We start from the raw sequence: 24,611 nt of genomic DNA, 5'->3' as shown, positions 1-24,611 counted from the left end.
GAGACCATCTGCGCCGCCGTGCGCCCCCTCACCGACACGCGCATCCTCGATCTTTCGAGGCTCTTGCCAGGCCCCTTCGCGACCCTCGTGCTCGCGGATCTCGGCGCGACGGTGGACAGGATCGAAGACGTCGCCGGCGGGGACCTCCTGCGCCAGCTCCCCCCGCAGATCGCCGGAGAATCCGCGGCGTTCCAGCTCTTGAACCGCGGCAAGCGAAGCGCCCTGCTCGACCTGAAGAGGCCCGAGGGTCGCGACGCCTTCCGCCGGCTCGTCGCCAGCTACGACGTGCTCTTCGACCAGTTCCGCCCGGGGGTGCTCGATCGGCTCGGGCTCGGTCACGCGGCGCTGCGCGCGGACAACCCGCGGCTCATCGTCTGCGCGCTGACCGGCTACGGTCAGACGGGCGCCCTGGCGGCGCGCGCGGGGCACGATCTGAACTACATCGCGCGCGCGGGGGTCCTCGGCGCGCAGGGGCCCGCCGAGGGGCCGCCGCAGGTACCGGGCTTCCAGGTGGCCGACATGAGCGGCGGGATGTGGTGCGTGATCGCCATCCTCGCCGCGCTGCGCGAGCGGGAGCGGACCGGGCAGGGCGCGGTGCTCGACATCGCCATGACCGACGGCGTGCTCGGCTTCGCCCTCCCCACGCTCGCCGCCGCGCTCGCGAGCGGCGCAGGAGGGGCCGGGGAAACGTCGCGCGCGGCGGGCGGCGAGCCGCTCACCGGCGGGCTCGCGCCGTACAACACCTACCTCTCGAAGGACGGGCACGCGATGGCCCTCGCCGCGCTGGAGCCGAAGTTCTGGGTCTCGTTCTGCGAGGGCGCCGGGCTCGATCCCGATCCGAGCGCGCTCGTCCCCGGGCCGCACCAGGCCGAGCTCAAGCGCAAGCTGGCCGCCGTCGTCCGGGAGAGGACGCGCGCCGAGTGGGAAGCCCTCGCCGCCGAGCGCGACTGCTGCCTCGAGCCGGTCCTCGATCCGCGGAGCGCCGCGGCGGATCCCCACCTCGCCTCGCGCGATCTCCTGTTCGAGATCGCCTCGCCGCGCGGCCGGATCCCCCAGCTCAGGACGCCGGTCACGCCGGCGGGCGTCGCGTTCGCGCCCGCGCCTCGCGCCGGCGAGCACACGCGCGCCGTGCTCCGCGACGCGGGCTTCTCGGAAGGCGATATCGATGCGCTGATCCGCGCTGGAGCGGCGCGGGAGGCGCGCTGACGGCCACCGGTCGCCGTTCGCGAACGCGGCGCGCGCCGCGCCGGCAGCGGCGACCGGCGCTCCTGCTTCGCGTCAGATCTTCTTCAGCTCGTCGACGAACTCCCAGTCGGCGATGAGGTGCTTCTTGAGCATCAGCGACAGGAGCGCGGCGAACATCGCCTCCCAGCGCACGTTGTTGCCGAGGATCTCGCTCGCGTCGGCCCCGTGCGACACCGCGCGCAGCGCGGAGACGAGATCGCGCGCGGTGAGGCCCGAGTCGTCCGCCGTCGGAGGAGGAGGCGGCTCGGAGGCCGCGGTGGCTCGGGGGGACGGAGCCTCTTTCCGCGGCTGCTGCTGCTGCTGCTGGGACTTGCTCCCGCGCGCGGGGAGCGTGATCGTCGTCCCGTCGAGGAGGGTGAGCGAGACCATCCGCCGGCGACCGCGGCCTTGCGGCGCGGGGATGTTGCGCACCTCGCGCTCGCTCGGGGGCTCGTCGCCGTAGTCGGGCACGCTCTCCGGGACGGCGCGCGCCGCAGCGCTGGCGCGTCCGAGCACGGCGCCGAGGAGGGCCGCGGCCGGCGTGCTCGACGTCGGGGCCCCGTCCACGCTCGGCGCCGCGTCGCCGGCGGGCCCCGGCGCGGCGCTCGGGCGCAGCGTCTTCCGGCGCTCCGGCTGCGCTGCCTGCGTGGACGGCGCCTGCGCTGCCTGCGTGGACGGCGCCTGCGCTGCCTGCGTCGTCTGCGCAGCTTGCGCTGGTTGCGCGGATCGCGCTGCCTGCGCCGCCGCGAGCAGCTCGGGCGTCGGCGCGACCTTCAACGTCGGCCGCGAGCGCTCGTCCGGGCGGCCGCGGATCTGCCGCTCCTCCGGGGAGCTGCGGACTTCCCTGGCCGCGGGGCGAGGCGCTTCCCACGCCAGCTCGTCATCCATGACCCCCACGTCGGAGGGGTCGACGTCGGAGGTCTCGATCGCCGGCCCCGCATCCTCGACCAGCCGCGACCCGGATCGCATGACCGGCCTGGTGAGCAGCAAGGGCTCCGGCGTCGACGTCGGCATCGGCGTCGACGTCGACGTCGACGTCGACGATGGCTCATCGGCGTGGCGCGCGGTCTCGGGCGCGCCGGAGAGCTCGGACGGAGGCGGCAGATCGGCGGGGCGCGCCCGCGACTGCGGCTCGCTCACCTGGGCTTGCTTCGCGGGCGCGGGCGGCGGCACCGAGCGGGCGCGCGCTCCGTAATAGACCCGGATCGCGTTCCGGATGTCGCTCGGCGGAGCGATCATCGCGCGCACGGGAAGGCCGGAGAACGCCATGCACTCCTTCATGCCGTCCTCGTTCGTCGGATCGTCCATCGCGACGTAGAGCGTCTCGCCCTGGTTGCGGACGTGGCGAACGTAGATCGGGACGAGGCAGTAACGCTCGGCCACGTCGTGCGGGACGAGGTTGAGCAGCTGCCGCGAGAACTCGATGTGCAGGAGCGACACCCAGGGGACAGCGAGCTGGTGCGACAGGATCTGCGTCAGCTGGGTTTCGTTGATGAGACCTTGCTCGACAAGGAGCGTCCCCAGCCGCCGGCCATCCGTGCGCTGCTGCTCCAGGGTCCTCTCGAGGGCGTCCTGGGTGATCATCCGCGCGTCGACCAGGAGCTGACCGAGACGTAGGCGAGGCGTAACCATCGCGCCCGAGGTTACCCCAAGAAGGATCCAGGACCTAACAGACGGCTGGACGAGCCCCTCCGCCCCCTCCAGACGGCGCCCCCGCGGGCCGAGGGAGACCTCGACTCCAATCGCTATCCCGAACGTGGTAAGGTCCCGCGCGTGTCCACAGTGGTCTGCCCGCAATGCGCGAATCCGTGCGAGCAGGCGCACAAATTCTGCCCGGTGTGCGGCTTCCCGATCTCGGAGTTCAACCGGACGTCCGACGATCCGCTGATCGGGACGACGCTCCCGGGCAACTACGTGATCCTGGAGCTCGTCGGGGTGGGCGGCATGGGCCGCGTGTACAGGGCCGAGCAGAAGGCCCTGGGACGCACCGTGGCCGTCAAGATCATCCATCCCCACCTGCTCGGCGACGAGAGCGCGTCGGTCCGGTTCATCACCGAGGCGCGCGCCGCGAGCCGCCTCAACCACCCGAACTCGGTCGGCGTCATCGACTTCGGTAAGAACGGCGGGCAGCTCTACCTCGTCATGGAGTTCCTGCGCGGGCGCGACCTCGCCCGCGTCGTCTACGAGGACGGCCCGCTCCCGTTCCGCCGCATCGTCGACATCCTCTGCCAGGTGCTCGCGGCGCTCGCCGAGGCGCACCACCTCGGCATCATCCACCGCGATCTCAAGCCCGAGAACATCGTGCTCGAGCCGATGCGCTCGGGCGGCGACTTCGTGAAGGTCGTCGACTTCGGCCTCGCGAAGCTGAAGGGGGAGGTCGCGACGTCGAACATCACGAGCCCCGGCATCGTCTGCGGGACCCCGGACTACATGGCCCCGGAGCAGGGGCGGGGCGATCCGATCGACGCGCGGAGCGACCTCTACGCGTGCGGCGTCATCCTGTTCCAGCTGCTCACCGGCCGGCTCCCGTTCGAGGCGGAATCGCCGACGCAGGTGGTGCTGATGCACCTCTCCTTGCCGCCGCCCGATCCCGCCCTGCTCGCGCCGGAGCGTGAGATCCCCGAGCCGCTCGTCGAGGTCACGCTGCGGGCGCTCGAGAAGGACGCCGCGCGGCGCTACCAGTCCGCGGACGAGTTCGCGGCGGCGCTGCGCGCCGCGCTCGGGACGTTCGACACGCCCTCGGGGCGCTTCTCGTTTTCCGACGCGACGGTCATCTGCGGCTCGTGCCGGGCCATCGTGCCGCGCGGCCAGAAGTTCTGCGGCGAGTGCGGCGCCAGGATCGCGCAGGCCCACTCGCCCGCCCCTGCGCCGCGCGCGGCGCCCCAGGCCGCCCGGCGGGATCGCGCCCCCTCGGCCCCCACGCTCCCGCTCCCGTTCGCGGCGCGCGAGGACGACCTCGCGTGGCTCGACACCTGCCTCGCCGACGTCGAGGGCTCGGTCGTCGCCGCGCGCATCGTCGGCGAGCACGGCGTCGGCAAGACCCGGCTCCTCCGCGAGTTCCTCGACGTCGCCGCGAGCCGGGGCGACATCGTCATCCAGACCGGCCCGGACCCGTGGGGCGCGGAGGTCGGCTACTACGCGCTCCGCTGGGCGATCGCCGGGCTCGCCGAGCTCCCGCCCGACGGCGGCAACGCGTCGAACTGGAGCGGCGCGACGCCGGAGGCGCGGCGCGGGCTGCTCGAGATCTTCGGCAAGGGCGATCGCGGGAGCGACGTGCGCAGGCACGCGTGGAACAAGCCGACGGCAGGGGGCCTGTCGCCCGACGATCGCCGCTTCATCGCCGCGGAGGCCCTGCGCTGGGCGCTCTCTCGCGCGCAGCAGACAGCGTTCCCGCACCGGGTCCTGCTCGCGATCGACGATCTGCACGCCGTCGACGGCGCGAGCCGGAACGCGTTCGCCGACGTGATCGCGGAGCCGCCGCTCGCGGCGCTGCTCATCGTCGCCAGCCACACCCCGGGCTTCGAGCCCGAGTGGGGCGGCGCCGTGCGGGCGCTCGGCGGCCTCCCGAAGGACACCGCGCTCTCGCTTCTCCGCGGCAGCGTGGGCCTCGACCACCGCGCCGCCCGCAAGACGCCGCCGAGCGTGGGCGGCCTGCGGCTGTCGCCGCGGCGCGATCCGTCGGACGGCGCCGCCGATCAAACCCCGCTGGCTCTGCCGCCGAGCGCGGCGACCCCGGCCGTCCTCGGCGGCGAGGCCGCGACGGTGCCGCCGCTCTACATCGACCAGCTGGTCCGCTACACGCTCGAGGGGGGCAGCGATCCGCCCGCGCGGATGGCCGACCTCGTCGCCGCGCGGATCGAGCGGCTGCCGCAGGACGCGCGCCGCACGCTGCAGGCGCTCGCCGTCATCGGCGACGCGGCGGACCGGTCCACGCTGCAGCGCCTGCTCCCGGACATCCGCGCCTTCGACGACCTGCTCGGCAAGCTCGCGGCGGCGGGCATGATCGAGGAGCACTCGAGCGGCATCCGCACGGCGCACCCGCTGCTCCGCGACGTGACGCTCGCGACGATCCCGGCCGGCGTCCGGCGCGATCTGCACGCCAAGGCGACGTTCGACAGCGCGGGCGACCCGCTCGCGCTGCCGCTCGAGGTGCAGGCGATCCACGCCTACCACGCGCAGAACGCGTTCGTCGCGCTGATGCTCCTCGAGCAGGCGGCGGACCGCTCCGCCGCGCGCGGGGACAGCGCCGGAAGCGTGCTCGCGCTGCGCCGCGGCCTCGATCTGGCGCGGCGGGAGATCTTCCGGGGCGAGCTCGACGATCCGGTGCGCGCCGTCCTGATCTTCAGCCGGAAGCTCGGCGAGGCGCTCGCGCGCGCCGGCGACCTGACCGACGCCGACGGCGTGCTGCGCGAGGCGCTCGACCTCGCCGGCCCAGGCGGGCCGGATCGCGCGCTCGTCCTGGGCGCGCTCGCGCACGTGGCGCACCAGCGCGAGCGCACGGGCGAGGCGTCGATGTACCTCCGCGAGGCGATGGACCTCGCCCGGCAGGGCGCCGACAGCGACGTGGTGCAGTCGCTCGACAAGATGCGGCGCGAGTGGATGGCGCGCTGAGCGAGAGACGGTGAACGACGAGGAACGACCGCGAGGGCCCCGATCGCCGGCGAACGCAGCGGCGTCGCCGCCGCGCGCGCCGTTCATCGCGCGGTGGGACCTCGACAAGACCTACCTGCGGACCGATTTCGACACGCTGCGCGACCTCGTGCGGACCGCGATCGAGCGGCCGGATCAGAAGCGCACCGTGCCTGGCGCGGGGTCGCTCTTGCGCGAGCTCGGCCGCGCGGGCGTCGAGACCCACATCCTGTCGGGCAGCCCGGAGCAGCTCCGCTCCCGCATCGAGCAGAAGCTGCGGCTCGACGGCGCGCGCTGGGCGTCGCTCACGCTGAAGCCCAACCTGCAGAACATCCTCCGGCTGCGCTTCCGCGCGCTGCGCGGGCAGCTCGGCTACAAGCTGCCCGCGCTGCTCCAGCGGCGCTGCGAGCTCTCGGATCAGCGCGACCCGAGCGGCGCGCTGATCCGAGAGGTGCTGCTCGGGGACGACGCGGAGGCCGACGCGTTCGTCTACTCGCTGTACGCGGACGTCTGTGAGGGCCGGGTCACCCCGCTGGAGCTGGGCGAGGTGATGCGGCTCGGGCACGCCTACGACGACACCATCCTCGATGCGATCCGGTTCGCGAGCTACGTCGAGAAGGGCCCCGTCGTCGAGCGCATCCTGATCCACCTCGATCGCCAGTCTTCGCCCTCGGATTTCCGGATCTTCGGCGACCGGGTCGTCCCCTTCTACAACTACCTGCAGGCGGCGTTCGTGCTCCACGAGGACGGCCGGATCGCGGCGCACGCCGTGCTCCGCGTCGCGCAGTCGCTGGTCGTCGCCCACAATTTCGACAGCGTCGCGCTCGCGCGGAGCTACGTCGATCTATCGCGCCGCGGGCACGTCTCCGGCAGGGGCATCGCGTCCCTCGCGGCCGCCTACGGCGAGCTCGCGCAGCGCAGGGCCGCGGGCGCGAGCGATCTCGGCGCGATGGTCGCGGAGCTCACGCGGCTCTGCAGCGATCTGCGCCCCGCCGTGAGCCGGCCGCACGCGGAGATCGACTACCGCGCGCTCGCCGCCGGCCACAACCGCCGCTCGAAGCGCGGCCGCTGACGGCGGGCGCGCGAGGTGGCCGCGCCTGCCCCGGCGTCGCGCCGCCGCGGCGACGCCCGCGCGCTCACAGCCAGGCGTTGTTGAGGATCTCGCCGACGCCGCCGGCGCCCGGGACGATGTACTGGATGCCGTTCAGTCCGCGCTCCTCGTCCCAGTGCGTGCCCGGCTCGGTCTTGAGGACGCGCGCCGGCGAGAGGCCGCGATCGAGCCGGAGCGCGTAGATGATGGCGTCCGGGTGAGCCTCGGTGACGCGGCGGATGTACTCGGGCGTGACGATGAGGTGCATGGCGATGCACTTGGCCGGCCGCCCCTCGAGCGCGGTCTTGTAGTACGTCATGGCGCTGACCATGGACGAGCCGGTGGCGCCCATCGGGTCGGGGAAGAGCACGTGGCGCCCGTCGACGTCGCGGCCGATCTTGGCGTCGTGCCAGGTCGCGCCGACGACCTCGCCCTGCTCGTTCGTCTGCCGGCTCATGAACAGGTGATCCTGCCGCACCAGCGCGGGGTCGAGGACCTCGTTCATGAGCTCGTAGACGACCTGGGAGGGCATCGTCCCGGCGCGCGCGATGCCCACGGTGACGGCCTTGGTCGCGCGCGAAAGCGCGGTGCCGCGATAGACCGCCTCCGGGTGGGAGGAGATCATCCGGGTCGGGACGTCGACGCGCGCGCGCCCCAGCTCGGCGGCGAGGACGGCGCGCGCCAGGTTCTGGTAGAGAACACCGACGAGGCGCCCGACGTCGGGCTGGACCGTCTCCGGGGAGCAGGCTCGAGCCAGCAGAGTCCATGCGAGCGGGTCATCGAGCAGGTGCACGCCCGGACCGTACCGATGGGCGATTTCGGGGGGCCGGAATCGACTCTCAGCGTACGCAACGTCGACCATCGTTTTTCTGTTACACTACCTGGCCCGGCGCGGGGTATTCCTCCGGGTGCGCGCCGGTGCTCTCCCCGGGAGCGGAGTGGTTTCGAAGCGATGAGGGCGCCCGCCCAGCGGGCTGTCCCGGTGGACTTGCAAAGGAAGGGATGTTCGGTGGATAGCGACCTTGCCGAGTCGGTTACGGCGCTCAAGGATGCCTTTGTCCGAAGAGGCATCCCTGCGAGGTTCGGAAAGGCGGCTCCAGCGGCGGTGGAAGAGCTGCGCAAGACGCTGCGGGTGCCCGCGAGGTACCGCGCTTTCCTGCAGGAGGCCGACCCGCTCGACGTCGAGACGGTGACTCCGGTCGAGCGTGTACGCCTCATCCCCTCCGAGAAGCTCGCGGCCGAGCAGCAAGCGAACGGCGGCGACAGCTCCCTTCCGGGCTGGCGCAAGAGCTGGATCCTCATCGCTCGCAGCGCCCTGCTGGGAGATCCCTATTTCCTCGACATCTCGAAGCTCGACGCCGAGGGGGACTGCCCCGTGTTCACCTGTATGACGGGGACCGAGTCGCTCAAGCCGGAGCTCTGTGCGTCGAGCTTCCAGCAGTTCCTGCGCATCCTCGCTACCTCGATGGAGGTCGCGTCCGGCTTCGGAGAGAGCGGCCTCGACGACGACGACGAGGCCATCTTCCGCGAGGCGCTCGCGCCCAAGATCAAGACCATCGACTCCGCGGCGCTCCGCGCGGGCCACTGGACCTGACGTAGCGTCCACGGCGCGCTGCTCGCCGGGCGCGCCGCGGATCGAGCTGATCGCGCCATGGCCAGGTGCCTCGTATGCAACGCGGAGAACCCGGGCTCCGCCCGGTTCTGTGTCGCGTGTGGCGCGTCGCTGGCCGCGAAGGAGGCGGGCGTCGGCGCGGCGCCCTCGGCGCCTCCGGCGCCCGGCCCGCGGACGACCGTCCCTGGGCAGCCGCTGCTGGGCGCGCTGCTGCCCGAGGATCCGGCGCACAGGGCCAGCCTCGCGGCCGGCGGCGCGAACGGGCCGGCGGCGGACGTCCGCGCGCCGCATGTCGTCCCGGCGCCGGTGGCGGGCTCGCTGCCGCGGCGCGGGCCGGGCGGCCACCTGCCGGCGGGGACGCTCGTCGACCAGAAGTACGTGGTCGAGCGGGTGCTCGGCGAGGGCGGCATGGGCGTCGTCTACCTCGCTCGGGACGTCCACACCGGCCTGCACGTGGTGCTGAAGGCGGTGCGCCAGGAGCTCGGGCACCGGCCGGACGTGCGCGCGCGGACGCTCGCCGAGGGCCGCGCGCTTGCGCAGATCGATCACCCGAACGTCGTCCACCTGAAGGCGGTGGTGGCGGAGCGAGACGACCTCTGGCTCGTCATGCAGTACATCGACGGCGAGAGCCTCGAGCAGACGCTCGCCAGGTACGCCGAGGAGCGCCGGCGGATGCCCCTGCCCGAGGCGCTCTCGATCTTCCGGCAGATCGCCTCCGGCATCGCGGCCGCGCACCGCGAGGGGGTGATCCACCGCGACCTCAAGCCGGCGAACGTGCTCATCCGCGGCAAGGACGGTGTCGCGAAGGTCACCGACTTCGGCATCGCCAAGGCCGAGGCGGACGCGCTCGCGGGGCGCGGGCTGACCAAGGGGATCATCGGCTCGCTCTATTACATGTCGCCGGAGCAGGTCCTCGGGCGCCGCGAGCTCGACAAGCGGGTGGACATCTACGCGCTGGGCGTCGTGCTCTACGAGATGCTGGTGGGGCAGGTGCCGTTCGACGCCGAGAGCGACATCGAGATCATGCGGCAGCATGCGGAGGTGCCGCTCCCCCTGGTCAGCGCCGTGCGCCACGACGTTCCTCCGGCGCTCGACGCCTTCCTCCAGAAGGCGTGCGCCAAGGAGCGGGCGGATCGCTTTGCCAGCTGCGAGGAGCTGCTCGCCGCGCTCGACGCGATCGCCCACCCTGCGCCGGCCGCGACCGCTGCGCCGCTCGGCGCGTCGAGCCGCCCGCCGCCGCCCGCGGCCACGACGGTGGACGAGGTCCGCGACGGGCTGCGGTCGCCGTCGGGCGCTGCGCTGGCGAGCGGGCCTTCGGGGTCGCCGCGCGCGCGCGGCTCGTGGCTCGCGATCGGCGCCGGGGCGCTCGTAATGTTCGGCGGGGCCGCCGCGCTGCTCGGGCTGGGCGTGCTCGACAGGCCGCGCGACGGTCGCCGGCGGGCCGTCTCGTCGAGGGAGCAGCGCCCGGCGGCCAGCGCGAGCAGCACCACCCCGGCGGCGAGCGCGGAGCAGCCGCAGCCGTCGCCGCTCGCCAGCCTGACCGGGCTGTGGGTCGGCAACGGGCGCGAGCTCGAGGCCGTCCTTGCCGGCGAGTCGCTCGAGTTCCGGGTCCGCCGCCCGGAGCAGTTCGCGCCGCAGGACTATGCCGAGGGCGAGGCCCGCTTCTCGCTGCGCGAGATCCCCGGAGAGACAGCGGTGTTCGCCGTCGAGGACCGGCTCCGCTTCATCGCCCCCGAGTCGCGCAGTTTCGATCCGGCCCGTTCCCGGGGCACCTGCCAGGACGTCCGCAGCGCGGTGGAGGGCCGCCCCCTGCGCGCGAGCTTCGACGGGGCCCGGCTGAGCGTCGAGTTCGCGAAGATCGAGCCCTCCACGAGCAACTTCGTGGTGGAGCGCGGCAAGGTCGTCAGCTGCGTCGGCCTCAGCGCCCTCCCCGCCACGCGCGTCGTGAGCACGCTGTCGCGGCCGTAGCGCGGCGCCCCTCGCTAGAGGCCACCGACGGCGGGCACCGGCTGCGGCTTTCCGGCGTGGATGACCGCGCAGCGGACGGTCGTCGACGACGTCGGCGCGCTCGCGCGCCCGCCGCCCAGCACGAGCGTGCCGAAGATGCTGCGCGCCGCCGCATCGACCTCCGCGGCGCCGCGCGGCGGCACCGGGTTCCCGCTCGCGTCGAACACCGTCACCGCCTGCACGACGCCGCGGGCGATCTCGCCCTCCGGGAAGGACATCATCACCGTGGCGCGGACGTAGGCCGAGGCCCCCTCGACGATCCCGAAGCTGTACGGCTTCTTCGCGAAAGCGCCGCAGAAGCCGCTCGTACCCATGCCGCCGTCGGGCCCGTAGTTCGCCGCCGCCCACTGCCCGACGTTGACCGTGAGCCCGCTCTCACCCGAGCCCTGCGCGTACTGGACGCACTGGGCGAGCGCGGGATCCCACATCGCGCCCGTTGGGCAGCGCCCTACCTTCGCGCAAGCCTGGCCGGTCCAGACCTCGTCGCGCGCGCAGGTCTGCGAGAGCGGCACGCACGCGGCGGTCGGACCGTCGACGACGAGCTCCTGGCCGGGCGGGCACCCGAGCTTCTGCCCGGCGCCGACCGCGACGCCGATGTTGGTCGCCACCTGCTCGCGCGACACGCAGTAGCCCGTGCTCTGGTCGATCTCGTCCCCGGGCCGGCAGCGATCGGGAGCGCAGCCGCCGGCCTCGTAGTGGCGGCCCACGCCGCAGTAGGCGTTCGCCGCCTGGGGCGTGAGGCACTGGCCCGCGACCGAGAGGTAGCCCTTCAGGCATCGGCAGCGGTTCTGCTTCGTGTCGAAGCCGGCGCCGTCGCTGCACGACGAGATCGAGCAGCGGCAGCTGCTGCCCTGGCAGATCTTGAGGAAGCAGGAGTTCTCCGGGCAACCGACGAGCACGGCAGGCGCCAGCGCGAGGAGCACGACCGAGAGCGCGGCGGAGGCGAGACCAAACGAGCCGGACCGCATCGGGCGACCCTACTCGATCCGCTCAGGCCGGGGAACTCGGGGAGCGACGCGCTGCAGCCGCCGCGATGCGCTGCTTCGGCCGCAGCGCGCGTGGCGCTGTCGACCGCGCGGCCGACGTACCGGCGGCCGGGGTGGTGTGGTACGGGGTGTCGCCGTCCACGCGGAGATTCCACCGCGCCGGTCCATATCAAGCCATGCTGCCCATCTACATCGAAGGTTCGCCTCAGTTCGAGTCCACCCTGTCAGCCCTGCGCACCCGCGGCACGGGCGACCTCGCGAACGTCACGCCGGCCGTGACCGAGATCATCGACAACGTGCGGCGCGGGGGCACGTCCGCCGTGCTCGGCTACATCGAGAAGTTCGAGCGGAGGACGTCGAAGGCGCTCGTCCGCCACGCAGGCCCGGAGGCGGAGGGCGGCTTCGGCGGGGCCGAGGCGCTCGCGAGGCTCTCGCCGGAGGTCCGCGCCGCGCTCGAGACCGCGGCGGCGAGGATCGCGCGTTACCATGAGCGGCAGCGCGACGCGGGCGATCTCGGCCCCGCGGACGTGACGGCGAACGGGCCCGCGCTGCAGGCCGGCTTCAGCTACGAGGAGGAGGGCGTGCTGCTGGGCATGCGCGTGCGCCCCCTGCGCCGGGTCGGCGTCTACGCGCCGGGCGGCAAGGCCCGCTACCCCTCCAGCGTGCTCATGTCGGCCATCCCCGCGCGCATCGCCGGCGTGCGGGAGATCGTCCTCGCGAGCCCGTCGGCCGACGACGCCACGCTCGCCGCGGCGCACCTCTCCGGCGTGACGACCCTGCTCGACTCGGGGGGCGCGCAGGCGATCGCGGCCTTGGCCTACGGGCTCCCGGAGCTCGCGCCGGTCGACAAGATCGTGGGGCCCGGCAACGCGTACGTCGCCTGCGCGAAGAAGCTGGTCTTCGGGGATGTGTCGATCGACGGCATCACCGGGCCGAGCGAGATCCTCGCGCTCGCCGACGAATCCGCGGATCCCCGGCTCGTCGCCGCCGATCTCCTCTCGCAGGCCGAGCACGACGAGGCGTCCTACGCCCTGCTCGCGACGACCTCGGCGAAGCTGGCGGAGGCGGTCGCGCGCGAGCTCGACGCGGCGCTCCCCGAGCTCACGCGGCGCGCGATCGTGGAGGCGTCGCTCTCGACGCACGCGGCGGCGCTGGTCGTCGGCTCGCGCGCTCGCCTCGCCGAGATCGCCGATCAGCTCGCGGTCGAGCACGTGGCCTTCCACGTCGCCGACGCCGAGGGGTTGTTCTCGGAGATCGGCACGCTCGGCGCCGCGCTGCTCGGCGACCTCACCCCGGTCGCCGCGGGCGACTACCTCGCGGGGCCGTCCCACGTCCTCCCGACCGGCGGCTCGGCCCGCTTCGGCGCGCCGCTCGGGGTCTACGACTTCGTGACGCGCGCGAGCCTCATCCGGTACTCGGGCGCGGCGCTCCGGACGCAAGGCCCGATCATCGAGAAGCTGGCCCTGGCCGAGGGCCTGCAGGCGCACGCCCGCGCCGTGTCGCTCCGCCTCGCGAGCAAGGCGATCGACCCCGCGAAGCGCGGCACGTCGCAGTCCTGACACCACGCTGCCGCCCCGCGCGCCGCGCCTTCGGGAGCGCGGCGCGCGAGGACGCGCTGCCGATCGCTCTCCCCCGACCTATCGATTTCGGCTCAGCCGAGAGCTGCGCGCACCGCCGCGATGGGCCGCGTCGCGCGGCCTCGCGACACCGTGCGCTCCCGCCCGGCTCACTCGGCGCGGAGGTAGCCCGCGTTGATCATCTTCAACACGGACTGCGCGGTCTCCAGATCCGTCGCGGGGCTCTTGTTGAGGACCATCGCGAGGTGCCCGTGGTTGTAGACGACCTGGAGGACGTCGAGATCGACGGGCGAGAGATCGCGGAGCTGCGGCTTGAGCGGCTGGGGGATGACCAGGCGCGCCGACAGGTCCGGGAGCTGGTGGCGGATGTTGTTCAGCTCGTCGATCTGCCGGAGCCCCTCCATGAGGAGCTCCTGCACCGTCGCGCTGATCTCGCCGGTCATGACCCGCTCCTCGGCCGCCTCGAGGTCGAACGTCCCGCCGGCCCACGTGAGGATCCGGTAGACGCTCTTCAGCGGCGGGACGTCGGTCAGATCGTTGATCGTCGCAAAGGTCACGATGCCCTTGCGCAGGTAGATCTTGCCGACGTCGTCGTCGGAGCGGACCACGAGGACGCCGCTCTTCTTCGACGTGCCGAAGAGCTGCAGCAGATCCGGGAGCGGGATCTCGTCGATCGACCCGGACATCGACCGGGTCTGACCGCTCCTCAGCGATGGCTCGTCCATCCGTTTCCGCGCCGGCGGCGCGCCTGGGTCGGTGGAGACGACCTTGAGGATGCTGGTGCCGATGAGCACACGATCGCCCTCCTTCAGGGTCGTCTTCTTGATCTTCTCGCCGTTGACGAACGTTCCGTTCGTCGAGCCGAGATCCTCGATCACAATCGACTGTTCGGTGCAGGCAATCCGGGCATGGCGCCGGGAGACCATGTCCTCGACGAGGACCATGTCGAGGTCGCTGGAGCGACCTACGACGATCTCCTGCTGCTCCCCGAGGGGGAATTCGCCGCCTTGGTACTTCCCGGAGATGAAGCGCAACGCTAGTTGCCGCGTTGCCGACACCTTGGGAGCGTGGTTATCCATCGCAGGGAGTAAAAACCTTCGTGCGCTTACGAGAGCGCCAGCAGGGGGCAAAGCTTAGTTTCACCGAGCAAAGGTGGTCAAGAGATCCGGTCCGTTCTTTCAAATGAGTCGGCTCGTCCGATCCTGACGCAACGCGCCGGCCCCCCTCCCTCGGTCGCCACAGAGGCGCACCGCGGGGGTAGGGGCCAACGCACTCGGCGCACGCGAGTGTATCCAATTTGAGGGAAAGAGGGCGATTGGCTCCGTCGAAACGGTCGGCACCGACGGTTTCCGGGGCCTCCGGGCCCTGGGCGGAGCGCCGGGCCGCCTCAGCGAGGAATCCTGCGGCCGCTCGGCTCATTGCCCTTGCTTTCGAGCCCGGCATGTTGAACGGCCTCGGCGTGAGCTCCGCAGCGACGCGACCCACCCTCCCCGCAGGCGATCCGCTGGGCACGCACCGCGTGCTCGATCCACCGGGGGCGATGCCGCAGCCGGCAGAGCGGCTGGACGCCGACGCCTCGCGCCACTTCGAGACCGAGATCGTCGTCGATGTGCAGACGCTGAACATCGACGCCGCGAGCTTCCGCCAGATGGAGGAGGCGTCCGGCGGCAGCCCGGACGGCGTGGCGCGGCTCGTCCTCGAGACGGTGGCGCGCCGGGGCAAGCAGCACAACCCGGTCACCGGCTCGGGCGGCATGCTGCTCGGCGTCGCGCGCCGGGTCGGCTCGCTCGCCGAGCACCGCGGCGTCGCCGTCGGCGATCGCATCGCGACGCTCGCGTCGCTGTCGCTCACGCCGCTCTCGCTCCGCCGGATCATCGCCGTGCGGCCCGCGTCCGCGCAGATCGATGTCGAGGGCACCGCGATCCTCTTCGGGTCGGCGCCGCTCGCCCGGATGCCGACCGACATGCCCGAGCGGCTCGCCCTCGCGCTGCTCGACGTCGCCGGCGCGGCGCCTCAGGTGGCGCGCCTCGCCGGCCCGCGCGACAGCGTGGTGGTGCTCGGCGCGGGCGGGAAATCGGGCCTCCTGTGCGCGGCCGAGGCGCGGCGCTGCGTCGGCCGCGCCGGGCGCGTCATCGGGATCGAGGCGTCGCCGGAGCTCGCCGCCGACCTGCGCTCGCTCGCGATCTGCGACCACGTCGCGGTCCTCGACGCGCGCGACACCCTCGCCGTGCGCGACGCCGTGCTGCCGTTCACCGGCGACGCGGGCGCCGACCTCACGCTCTCGTGCGTGAACGTCCCGGGCGTGGAGCTCAGCGCGATCGTCGCCACGCGCGATCGCGGCAAGACGTACTTCTTCGCGATGAGCACGAGCTTCACCGCCGCCGCCCTGGGGGCCGAGGGGATCGGCAAGGACGTGGATCTCTACATCGGCAACGGCTACGCCCACGGACACGCCGAGCACACGCTCGCGCTCGTGCGCGAGCACCCCGCGCTGGAGCGGCTCATGACCTCGCGCTACGGCTGAGCACGCCGCTCGACGCAACGCGCGCAGCGCGCATGCGCCCGGACGCCGCGGGCGCTCCACGGGCGCTCCACGGGCGCACCGGACTCAGCCGGGCCGCTCCTGAGGGGCCGGCTCGGCAGGCGCCAACGCCGCGGGCGACGGCTGCGCTGCGCCCAGCTTGTCGACGGCGGCGGGGAGGATCACGGCGAAGGTGCTCCCCTTCCCCTCGTACGACCGGACCTCGATGCGGCCGCCGGCGCTCTGCGCGATGCGCTGGCTGATGGACAGGCCGAGCCCGGTCCCCTTGTCCTTCGTCGTGAAGAACGGCAGGAAGATGTTCGCGAGCACCTTCTGGGAGATCCCGGGGCCGTTGTCGGTGACGTTGAGCTCGACGAACGGCTCGTCCGAGCCCGAGCCGGGCCGCGTGCCGCGGCCGAAGCGGACGCGCGTCGAGATCACCACCTTGCCCCGGCCCTTCATGGCCTGGACGGCGTTGCGGAACAGGTTCATCAGCACCTGCCGCAGCTGCTCTGGATCGATGGCGACGCGGGGGAGACCGGGATCCAGCGTGACCTCGACCTCGAGCTGGTCGTTCCTGCGCTCGATCGAGAGCACCTGCAGGGTGCGGCGCACGATCGCGTTCACGTCGGTCGGGACGACCGAGCCTTGCGCCGGCCGCGCGAGATCGAGCACCGAGCCCACGACGCGATCGAGCCGGTCGACCTCCTCGAGGATGATCCCGAGGAACTCGCGCGACGCCGCGTCGATCTGCGCCTCCGGCACGGGATCGGCGAGCAGCTGCGCCGCCCCCTTGATCGCGCCGAGCGGGTTCCTGATCTCGTGCGCGAGCCCGGCCGCCATCTGGCCGAGGAGCGCGAGCCGGTCTCGCTCCTTCATCTGCGCGTAGAGCCGCGAGTTCTCCAGGACGACGCCGATCTGCGCGGCGAGCGTCTCGAGCAGGGTCAGCTCCTCGGGCGAGAACGCGTCGCGCACGCGCGTGTCCGCCACGACCAGGAGCCCGATGGGCTCGCCCTGCTCGTCGCGCGCGCACAGGACCACGCCCGAGCAGAGGCTGCCGAGCACCTCGGCCGCCGCGAGCACCGCGTCCTCGGGGACCTGGGGCCGCACCTCCGTCCGCCGCGCGAAGTTGCCGTCGTCGTCCGCGTCGCTCTGGCTGCGGCGCGCCCGCCGCTCGCGGGCCTCGCGCTCCAGCTCCTCCATCGCGAGCGGCCCCCGGTCGAGGCGATCGAGCAGCGCCCTCGCGGTCGCCACCTCGATCCGCTCGGGGACCCGCGGCCCGAGCGAGGTGAGCCGGTCGAAGCCCGTCCCGTCCTGATCGCGCAGGTAGAGCGCCGCCGCCGTGACCCGGCGCGACTGCTCGAGCGCGCTCATCACGATCGAGCCCATCTCGTCCACCTCGAGCGTGTGCACGAGGCGCCGCCGGGCCTCCGCGAGCGAGCGATCGAGATCGAACCGCTCCCGCAGGAAGAGGCGCTGGAGCTGCTCCTCGACGCGCTCCCGCAGCGGGTCGAACAGCACCAGGATGACGATCGCGGCGAGCACCGCGTTCAGGTACATCGTGTTGAAGCCGCCGATGAACGTGAGCAGGAGATAGAAGATCAGCGCGATCAGGAACGCGACCGCCGTGGCGACGAGCAGGCGCGCGAGCATCTCGTAGGCGTCGAGCAGGCGCTCGTGACGCAGCGCCTGGGCGAGGACGAACAGGAACACGATCGAGAGCGCCGCGCCGACGGGCGGCGGCTCCGCGCCGAGGAACCAGGCGAAGTCGGCGACGCTGGCGAGCCCGGCGAGCGCGCCGATCACCACGAGGAACCGCACGCGCCGCTGCGTCGCGCGCGAGGAGCTCTGCTTGCCGCGCTGGCCGAGCGTGTACAGCCCCGCGGTGAGCAGCGCGAAGACGTAGAGGAAAATGCAGCCGCGCGTGAGCCAGTCGAGCCACGAGCCCGGCTCCCGGCTCACCAGCACGAGGATGAACAGCGGGATGACGAGCACCCCCGCGAACCGGAGCAGCCGCGAGCGCCGATCCGCGTCATGGGGGATCATCGCCTCGAAGAGCTGCAGCGCGAACTGCGGGAGCAGCACGGCGAGGATCGCCGTGAAGCGCTCCCAGATCGAGGCCTGGAAGAAGCCGAAGAGCGACTGCGAGAGGTACCAGAGCCCGACGTCGGCGGCGAACGCGGCGAAGAAGAGGTGGACGCGGCGGACGCGGCCCCGCAGCAGCGTCGACGCCGCGATGGCGAGGGCGAGGGCCCCGCAGACAAGGGTCGTCCGTGTGCGGAGATCGATCCCGAGCGGCGCCACGCGCGAAGGCTACCGCGGCGAGCCGCGCGGCGACCGCAAAACGCGCCGGGGAGCGGCGCGCGGCGACCGCAAGACGCGCGCCGAGGCGCGGGCGCGCTCAGGCCGCCCGGGCGCGCGGCTCAGCGCGTCCCGTCGCTCTCGGAGGGAGCGCTGTCGCGTCTGTCCGCGCTGCTGGGGTTCCACGGGAGCGGGTCCGGGTTGCAGCGCCCCCGCGACCGGACCTCGATCGACGTGGGCGCGCCGTCGTCGCTCGACGGCGGCGCGACGTCGCGCGGCGGGAGCGACGCAGGCGTGACGAAATCGGTGACGGGTACGACGACATCACCCTCCGCGCCATCGCTCGATCCGGACGCCTCTTCGGAGATCATCGGGTCGAGATCGCCCCACGCTTCCACGCTCTGCTCCTCGTGGTCTGCGGACGTGATCGCGCAGCCCGCCAGCAGCAGAGGCGCCGCGAAGCCCCCCGACAGCCAACTCGTCCAGCAACCTCGCATCACTTCAATCCTCCGAAGTCCCGCCAAAGCCATACTGCTTCACAAGCTGGGAAAGCCGTGGGCGCTTCATGCCCAGGAGCACGGCGGCGCGCGTGATGTTCCCACGACTTTCGTCGAGCGCCCTAGCAATGCACTCGCGCTCGATCTCGCGCTTCATGTCGCTGAGGCTGACCCCTCCGCGGACCTGAGCGTACGCGAGCTCCAGCGGCGTGCGATCCGCAGGCGTCGACGGGGAATGTGACACCGACGTCGCCTGCTCTGGCGCCGACGAGCGCGGCGCGCTGGTCGGCTCTCTGGACGACTCTTTCGATGAGTCTCTCGACGAGTCGAAAGCAGGGTGCATGCCAGCCCTCGGTGTCATCGGAGCGCTCGCCAGCTCCGCGGGTTCGAGCTCCCGCAGCCCTTCGACGTTCGTCGTGAAATCCTCGAGATCGATCACCTGGCCGTCCGCGAAGATCGCCGCGGCGCGCAGGGCGTTCTCGAGCTCGCGCACGTTCCCCGGCCAGGAGTGCCGCGAGAGCGCCTCGACGGCGCGGCTGGAGAGGCGCTTCGGCGCCACGCCACGCTCGCCGCCGATCCTCTCCAGGATCGCCGCCGCGATCGCGGGCAGATCCCGCGGCCGATGGCGCAGCGCGGGGACCTCCAGGACGACCTGCCGGAGCCGGTAATAGAGATCTTCCCGGAACTCGCCCCGGGCGACCATCGCACGCAGGTCGCGGTGGGTCGCGCAGAGGATCCGCACGTTGGCGCGCAGCGGCGTGACACCCCCGACCCGCTCGAAGGTCTTGTCCTGCAGGACGCGGAGCAGCGCGACCTGAGTGCGCGGCGAGATGTCCCCGATCTCGTCGAGGAAGAGCGTTCCCCCCTCGGCGAGCTCGAAGCGCCCGCGACGGCGCGACGCCGCGCCGGTGAACGACCCCTTCTCGTGGCCGAACAGCTCCGACAGCAGCAGCGTCTCGACGAGGGCGGCGCAGTTGACCTTGATCAGCGGGCCCGCGCGCCGCGCGCTCACCTCGTGGATGGCCTCGGCGACGAGCTCCTTCCCGGTGCCGCTCTCGCCATGGATCAACACGGTCGCGTCGCTCGCCCCGACCTTCTCGATCTGGTGGATGAGGCTGAGCAGCGCGGGCGTCGTCCCGACCATCCGCTTGATCGCGGGGACCACGCTCGCCGGCCTCGGCGCGCGGGCCGCTCCCCTGGCGCACCCGGCGCACGCGCTGGAGCCGCAGAGCTCGCAGCCCCTCGGCTCCGCCTCGGCGGCGCTGCGCGCGCACGCCTCCAGCCGGGCGAGCTCGGCGAAGCTCCGGCGCGAGAGGAACTTGCGGGCGATCTCGGGCGGGAGCGACCCGGCGATGCGATCGCGGAGGACGATCGCCGCCTCGAGGTGCGAGCGCGCCGCCGTGGGCTCGTCCTCGAGGGCGCGCGACACACGGTCCCCGGCGGACGAGGCGTGGTGAAGCAGCACGTGCGCCTCCAGGGCGCACTCGTGGCTGTGGGCCCGGCGTGACAGCGCGAGCGCCTCCGCGGCGATCTGCCCGAACGGCGCGCCGGCGGCGCGGGAGCACATCGCCTCGAGGAGCGCGACCTCGGCGCGGTGCCGGTCGGAGGTCGCCTCGGCGCGCGCCCGCTGGATCATCTGACCGGCCTGCAGGAGGTCGCCGTCGTGCAGCGCGATGCGCGCGGCGGTCGCGTAGCACTCGCCGAGCTTCGAGCCGGCGCCGCAGGCGAAGGCGGCCGTGAGCTCGGACCAGGCGTCCACCGTGCGCCGGCACTCGAAGTGGATCTGCGCCGCGACGTAGGCGACGTGCGTGACGCGAACGCCAGGGATGACGTGGCCGCAGGCCTTCCGCGCGAACGCGAGCGCCTGCTCGGCCTCCTCGATCATCCCGAGCTGCAGCCGGATCTCCGCGAGGTTCGTGATGAGGTTCACGAGCGCGACCTTGTCGCCGATCCTCCGGAAGATCTCGATCGCGCGCTCGAAGAGGCGCAAGGCCTCCGGGTACTCGTGCTTCAGGTGGGCGATGACCGCGAGGTTCGTGAGCGCATAGCCGGTCGCCGCGCGCTCGCCCCGCCGCTCGCCTTCCTCGAGCACGCTGGCGAGCATCGTGCGCGCCTCGTCGAGCCGGCCGCTGGAGAGCAGCGAGATGGCGCGGTTCAGCCGGGCGCGCAGCTCGCTCACGTGCTCGCCCGCGCACGCCGCCTCCCACGCGTCGGCCGCGAAGTGCAGCTCCGCCTCGGCCCAGGCCTGCTGCGCGAGGAGCAGCTTGCCGAGGATGTTGCGCGCCTGGAGGCGCGTCCCGATCTCCCCCGCGCCGGCGAGCCCTTCCTCCGCGCGCGCCTTGGCCGCCGCGAGGTCGCCCGTCTTGCAGCAGAGCTCCGCCATCTCCACGGCGCCGCGCGCCCGCTCGTCGGGCGTGGCGGCGAGCGACAGCGCCCGCGAGAGCACCATCGCGGCGGTCGTCAGGTCGCCGCGCGCGCTCGTCGCGCGGCCCCGGACGAGCAGCGCGGCGAACGTCTCCCGCTCGCGCTGGGCCGCGGACGAGAAGTCGATGGCGAACTCGATGTCGCCGAGCCGGAGCGCGAGCTGCGCCGCGCGGAGCAGCCGCTCGCCCGACGCGGCGCTCTCGCCGGAGAGCGTCCGCGTCGTCCGGGCCCAGCGCTGCCAGAAGTCGGCGCGCGCCGACGGCTCGCCGACCGAGGAGATCGCGAGCATCGCCGCGGCCTCGGCCCGCTCGTCCTGGCCCAGCGAGGCGAGGAGCTCGCTCGCGCGCGAGAGGCTCCACGGATCGGACGATTGCTCCTCGAGCGCCTCCGCGATCGCGAGCACATCCTCGGGATCGACGTCGGCCGGATCGACGACCGCGCGCGGCGCGGCGACCCACCCACGATCGTCGACCTCGATCAGGCCGAGGGCGGCGAGCTCCTGGGCGACCCCCTGGCACGCCGCGTCCCCCGGCCCGGGCTGCGCGCGCCGCGCCGCGAGCTGGCGGAGCTGCGCGGACGGCCAGGGCCGCTGGCTCAGCGCGAGCCGATCCAGCAGGCGCGCGGCCTCGCGGCTCGGCGGCTGCCGCGCGGCGCGCTGCTCGGGCGGCGCAGCCAGCACCGCGGAGCACCAGCCCTCCAGCGCGTCGAGCCGCTCGATCTTCGCGACGACCCGACGCTCCGCGTCCGCCGCGAACGCCTCCCAGAAGCGGTGCAGATCGTCCGGCGACGCGACGCCGTCGATCGTGAGCGCGCTCGTCCAGGGCCGCATCGCGGCGTCGCTGCACACGATGACCAGCGCGGAGCACGACCCCTCCGCGATGAGGCGCGTGACCTCGTCCAGCACGAGGCTCCCCCAGCTGGTGGCCTCTCGCTCGGCGACCAGCAGGATCGCGCCTTGCGCGGCGGCGCTGATGCCCTGCGCGGCCGCGGCCGGATCGGCAGAGGTGACGGCGCAGCGAAGCGCGAGATCGCGCCAGGGATCCCGATCCGCGGCGTGCGCGGCCGAGATCAGCGATCGTCCCACACCTCGAGCGCGGCGCGCGAGGTGGGAACAAACCGCGTCCAGGACCGGCCGCTGTCCATGGACGTGGAGCACCCCACGCGACGCGGCATCACGGACGCGCTCATCGAGCGCCCGGAACCCCCCGGAGTCGCTCGTGATGACGGAAGGAACGCAGGCTGCGGCAACGGATCCCAAGGCAACAAAAGCGTACCTCTCCGCCGGACCTCGCATCAACGGATCCCGCCGTTATCTATAATGAGGCCATTACCTCATCATAAGAAAATTACACTCTTATTGCTGTATTCCGTCCAGGACCTGCTGGATGGCGTCGAACGCATCCGCAGGTGCTTCGCCCAGGACGCGGGCCAGCGGGAGCTGCGTCGCCGCGGCGGCCACGTAGAACGGCACGAGGTGCGGCGCGAGCCGGCGGAGCGTTTCGAGGTGCCGCGCGACGCCGGCCGCGTCCCCGCGGCGCACCGGCCCCGTCAGGGCTTCGGGCACGCCGAGGACCTCGACGTTGTCCGCGACCGTGCGGAGCAGCGGGCCGAGCATCTCGGCGGCCGTCCTTCGATCGATGCCCGCGCGCTCGAGCAGGTCGACGCCGGCGGCGGCGAGCGCGGCAGCGCCGTTGGCGACCAGGCCCGCCGCCGCGTGGTAGGCGACGCGGTCGAGACCGGAGAACGTGCGCGGCGTCATGCCGAGGCACACCCCGAGCGAGCGCGCCGCGCGCACGGCGCCGGGATCGCCGTCGATGTGGAGCTGACCACGCTCGAGGAACGGCGCGAACGAGGGCGATGCGAACGAGATCATCGGGTGCATCTGCGCGACCCAGACGCGGTCGCCTCGCACCGCCGCGAGCGCCTCCGGGCCGAGCGCGCCGGCGCAATGCACGACCGCGACGTCCTTGTGGCCGACGAGCCGGCGATCGCGCAGCGCCTCGGCGCAGGGCGCGATGTCCCGATCGCGCACGGCGAGGATCACGAAGTTGGCTTCGATGCGCTCCGATGGCAGGCCATCCCGCGCGGGCCGGAGGGTCACCCGCAGCCCCGCGTCGCGGATCGCGCGCGCGAGCCCGCGGCCCACCTTGCCGCCCCCATAGATGAACACCTCGAGGATGGTGTTGTCCTCCGGGTGCACCGGCGACGGGCGCGTGCTGTCCATCTCGGTCATGGGCCACTCCCGTATAGCCGGTGCGCGAGCACGTACTCCAGCACGGCGCGCGGCACGCGCTGGTGGACGGCCTCGAGATCGCCAGCCGCGAGCGCCCGGCGGATGTCGCTGCTCGAGATCCGAGGGAGCTCCACGTCCGCGGGGCGCAGGTGAGGACGGGCATCGGCCGGCCCCGCATCGAGGCGCTCCGCGGCGGGCGCGACGACGCCGGAGCGGCCGAGGACGATCGGCGGGGCGAGCTGCTCGATGCGGTCGAAGCGGTGCCACCTCGGTAGATCGGGGAGCACGTCGGCGCCCACGAGCAGGCGCATCGCCCAGTCCGGGTGCGCCGCGGCGAGGTGCTCCAGCGTGCGCAGCGTGAGGCTCTCGCCGCCGAGATCGCGCTCCACGGGCGACACCGACACGCGCGGGAGCCACCCGAGCGCGAGGTGGCACATGGCCAGGCGATGCTCGAACGGCACGAGCTCCTTCGAGAAGGGGTGGCGATAGACAGGGACGACGAGCACCTCGTCGATCGGCGCGATGGAGAGCGCGTAGGTGGCCGCGAGGACGTGCGCGACGTGGGGCGGGTTGAAGCTGCCCCCGAAGATGGCGACGCGGCGCGCCTCGGGCGCGGGCGCGGCCTGGGCGCGGGCGGGCGCCTCAACCGTGCGAGCCACCTTGAACCCTCAGCCTGGGGCCGGCCGCGGGCGGGCCCACGATCTCGCGCGCCGTCACCGCGCCGCTCGCGTTCATCACCTCGATCCGCACGCCGCCCTGCCCATCGTCGAGGAGCGCCGTGCCGCCGTCGGAGCCGATCGGCCCGGGAGAGAAGAACGTCCGCGAGCCGACCCTCTTGATGAGCGGCTCCGTGCTCTTGCCGAAGACGAGGAGAGACGCCGCCACGATGTCCTCCTCGTCGAGCGCCGCCTTGTCGAACACGAACAGCGCGACGCGCCCGTCCAGGATCTCGATGGTGCGCCGGCCCGACGGCAGGCTCATCAGCACCCGGAGTCGCAGCCGAGCGCGCTCGGACGCCACGAAGGCGTCGATCTTGTCCGGGGTCGCGGCCGCGCACCGCGCAGCCCGATCGAACAGCCCGCCCTCGGTGGGGTCCGCGCCGACCAGGCGCTGCGCCCAGCCCACGACGACCCGGTCGAGCGCGTCGTCCTCGGCGACGTAGATGACCCGCTCGGCGTGGCCTTCGTCGAGCAGGTGCTGCGCGCCGCGAGCGAGCGCGGGCAGATCACCCTGAGCAGGGCCGAGGACGCCGAGGCGCATCGGACACAGCATAGATCACCGCGCGAAGGTGAGGACACCTTCTCCACTCCGCCCGCTCTGCGCGCTCCCGCGCCTCCGCTGCCTCCCATGCTTCCCGCGCCTCCCGCGCTTCCCGCGCCCTGCGTGATTGCGCGCCTCGCGCTTCGGGCGCCTGCCGCCGGCGATCGTCTGTCTTTCCCTGCTCCGACCTCTCTCCGGCTCTCTCCTCCTGCTCGCTCTCTCCTCGTGCTTGCCCCGGCGCCCTCCTCTG

General features: G+C 73.0%; 17 protein-coding genes. 7 read left to right on the top strand and 10 right to left on the bottom strand.

Translation table 11 applies throughout. From position 1 onward, the window contains the following. The first annotated feature begins 18 nt into the window (after positions 1-18). Positions 19-1,206, top strand: a complete 1,188-nt coding sequence (locus tag WMF29_RS13310; protein WP_437329185.1) for a CaiB/BaiF CoA transferase family protein — start codon at positions 19-21, stop codon at positions 1,204-1,206. 72 nt (positions 1,207-1,278) lie between these two features. Here the strand turns inward: WMF29_RS13310 and WMF29_RS13305 are convergent, their stop codons facing one another. Next, entirely contained in the window at positions 1,279-2,856 is a 1,578-nt protein-coding gene (locus WMF29_RS13305) for a hypothetical protein (protein ID WP_437329184.1), read from the bottom strand. A gap of 141 nt (positions 2,857-2,997) precedes the next feature. On the opposite strand from WMF29_RS13305, the gene WMF29_RS13300 reads away from it, so the two are divergent. Both WMF29_RS13300 and WMF29_RS13295 read left to right on the top strand, forming a co-directional pair. Next, on the top strand, positions 2,998-5,835 hold the full coding sequence (locus tag WMF29_RS13300) for a protein kinase domain-containing protein (protein ID WP_437329183.1): 2,838 nt from the start codon (positions 2,998-3,000) through the stop codon (positions 5,833-5,835). Positions 5,836-5,845: 10 nt separating this feature from the next. After that, a complete protein-coding gene (locus WMF29_RS13295) occupies positions 5,846-6,925 on the top strand; it encodes a hypothetical protein (RefSeq protein WP_272103315.1) in 1,080 nt (359 codons plus the stop codon). A gap of 64 nt (positions 6,926-6,989) precedes the next feature. Here the strand turns inward: WMF29_RS13295 and WMF29_RS13290 are convergent, their stop codons facing one another. After that, complete coding sequence (locus WMF29_RS13290; protein ID WP_437329182.1) at positions 6,990-7,805, bottom strand: uracil phosphoribosyltransferase; 816 nt, start codon at positions 7,803-7,805, stop codon at positions 6,990-6,992. A 243-nt stretch (positions 7,806-8,048) separates the two neighbouring features. Between WMF29_RS13290 and WMF29_RS13285 the strand changes: the two genes are divergently transcribed. Continuing rightward, positions 8,049-8,537, top strand: coding sequence for an SMI1/KNR4 family protein (locus WMF29_RS13285; protein WP_272103312.1), 489 nt, complete (start codon positions 8,049-8,051; stop codon positions 8,535-8,537). A gap of 57 nt (positions 8,538-8,594) precedes the next feature. After that, positions 8,595-10,523, top strand: coding sequence for a protein kinase domain-containing protein (locus tag WMF29_RS13280; RefSeq protein ID WP_437329181.1), 1,929 nt, complete (start codon positions 8,595-8,597; stop codon positions 10,521-10,523). A gap of 14 nt (positions 10,524-10,537) precedes the next feature. On the opposite strand, the gene WMF29_RS13275 is transcribed toward WMF29_RS13280, so the two are convergent. Next, positions 10,538-11,530, bottom strand: coding sequence for a hypothetical protein (locus tag WMF29_RS13275; protein ID WP_437329180.1), 993 nt, complete (start codon positions 11,528-11,530; stop codon positions 10,538-10,540). Positions 11,531-11,724: 194 nt separating this feature from the next. On the opposite strand from WMF29_RS13275, the gene hisD reads away from it, so the two are divergent. Continuing rightward, positions 11,725-13,107 carry a histidinol dehydrogenase gene (gene hisD / locus WMF29_RS13270; protein ID WP_437329179.1) on the top strand — a complete coding sequence of 461 codons (1,383 nt, stop codon included), beginning with the start codon at positions 11,725-11,727 and terminating at the stop codon, positions 13,105-13,107. A 167-nt stretch (positions 13,108-13,274) separates the two neighbouring features. Here the strand turns inward: hisD and WMF29_RS13265 are convergent, their stop codons facing one another. Continuing rightward, positions 13,275-14,204: a DUF4388 domain-containing protein gene (locus WMF29_RS13265; protein ID WP_272103306.1), complete on the bottom strand. Its 930-nt coding sequence runs from the start codon at positions 14,202-14,204 to the stop codon at positions 13,275-13,277. A gap of 362 nt (positions 14,205-14,566) precedes the next feature. Here WMF29_RS13265 and WMF29_RS13260 point away from each other — a divergent pair, with 362 nt between their 5' ends. After that, entirely contained in the window at positions 14,567-15,649 is a 1,083-nt protein-coding gene (locus tag WMF29_RS13260) for an L-erythro-3,5-diaminohexanoate dehydrogenase (protein WP_437329178.1), read from the top strand. 84 nt (positions 15,650-15,733) lie between these two features. Here the strand turns inward: WMF29_RS13260 and WMF29_RS13255 are convergent, their stop codons facing one another. From WMF29_RS13255 to WMF29_RS13230, 6 genes are all read right to left on the bottom strand, one after another. Continuing rightward, positions 15,734-17,950 (bottom strand): ATP-binding protein, encoded by a 2,217-nt coding sequence (locus tag WMF29_RS13255; RefSeq protein ID WP_437329177.1) that lies wholly within the window; start codon positions 17,948-17,950, stop codon positions 15,734-15,736. A 119-nt stretch (positions 17,951-18,069) separates the two neighbouring features. Then, complete coding sequence (locus WMF29_RS13250; protein WP_437329176.1) at positions 18,070-18,444, bottom strand: hypothetical protein; 375 nt, start codon at positions 18,442-18,444, stop codon at positions 18,070-18,072. A gap of 4 nt (positions 18,445-18,448) precedes the next feature. Then, positions 18,449-21,952, bottom strand: coding sequence for a sigma 54-interacting transcriptional regulator (locus WMF29_RS13245; RefSeq protein WP_437329175.1), 3,504 nt, complete (start codon positions 21,950-21,952; stop codon positions 18,449-18,451). Positions 21,953-22,222: 270 nt separating this feature from the next. Continuing rightward, a complete protein-coding gene (locus WMF29_RS13240) occupies positions 22,223-23,101 on the bottom strand; it encodes a DUF2520 domain-containing protein (RefSeq protein WP_437329174.1) in 879 nt (292 codons plus the stop codon). After that, complete coding sequence (gene nadD / locus WMF29_RS13235) at positions 23,098-23,760, bottom strand: nicotinate (nicotinamide) nucleotide adenylyltransferase (protein ID WP_437329173.1); 663 nt, start codon at positions 23,758-23,760, stop codon at positions 23,098-23,100. The genes WMF29_RS13240 and nadD overlap by 4 nt, the downstream gene beginning before the upstream one ends. Beyond that, on the bottom strand, positions 23,744-24,361 hold the full coding sequence (locus tag WMF29_RS13230) for a hypothetical protein (protein WP_437329172.1): 618 nt from the start codon (positions 24,359-24,361) through the stop codon (positions 23,744-23,746). The genes nadD and WMF29_RS13230 overlap by 17 nt, the downstream gene beginning before the upstream one ends. Positions 24,362-24,611: the final 250 nt, after the last annotated feature.

Source organism: Sorangium sp. So ce381 (genome assembly GCF_051473845.1).
Lineage (GTDB): Bacteria > Myxococcota_A > Polyangia > Polyangiales > Polyangiaceae > Sorangium > Sorangium atrum.
Note: the sequence above shows the minus strand (reverse complement) of the source record. Positions and strands in the feature narration are given on the sequence as shown.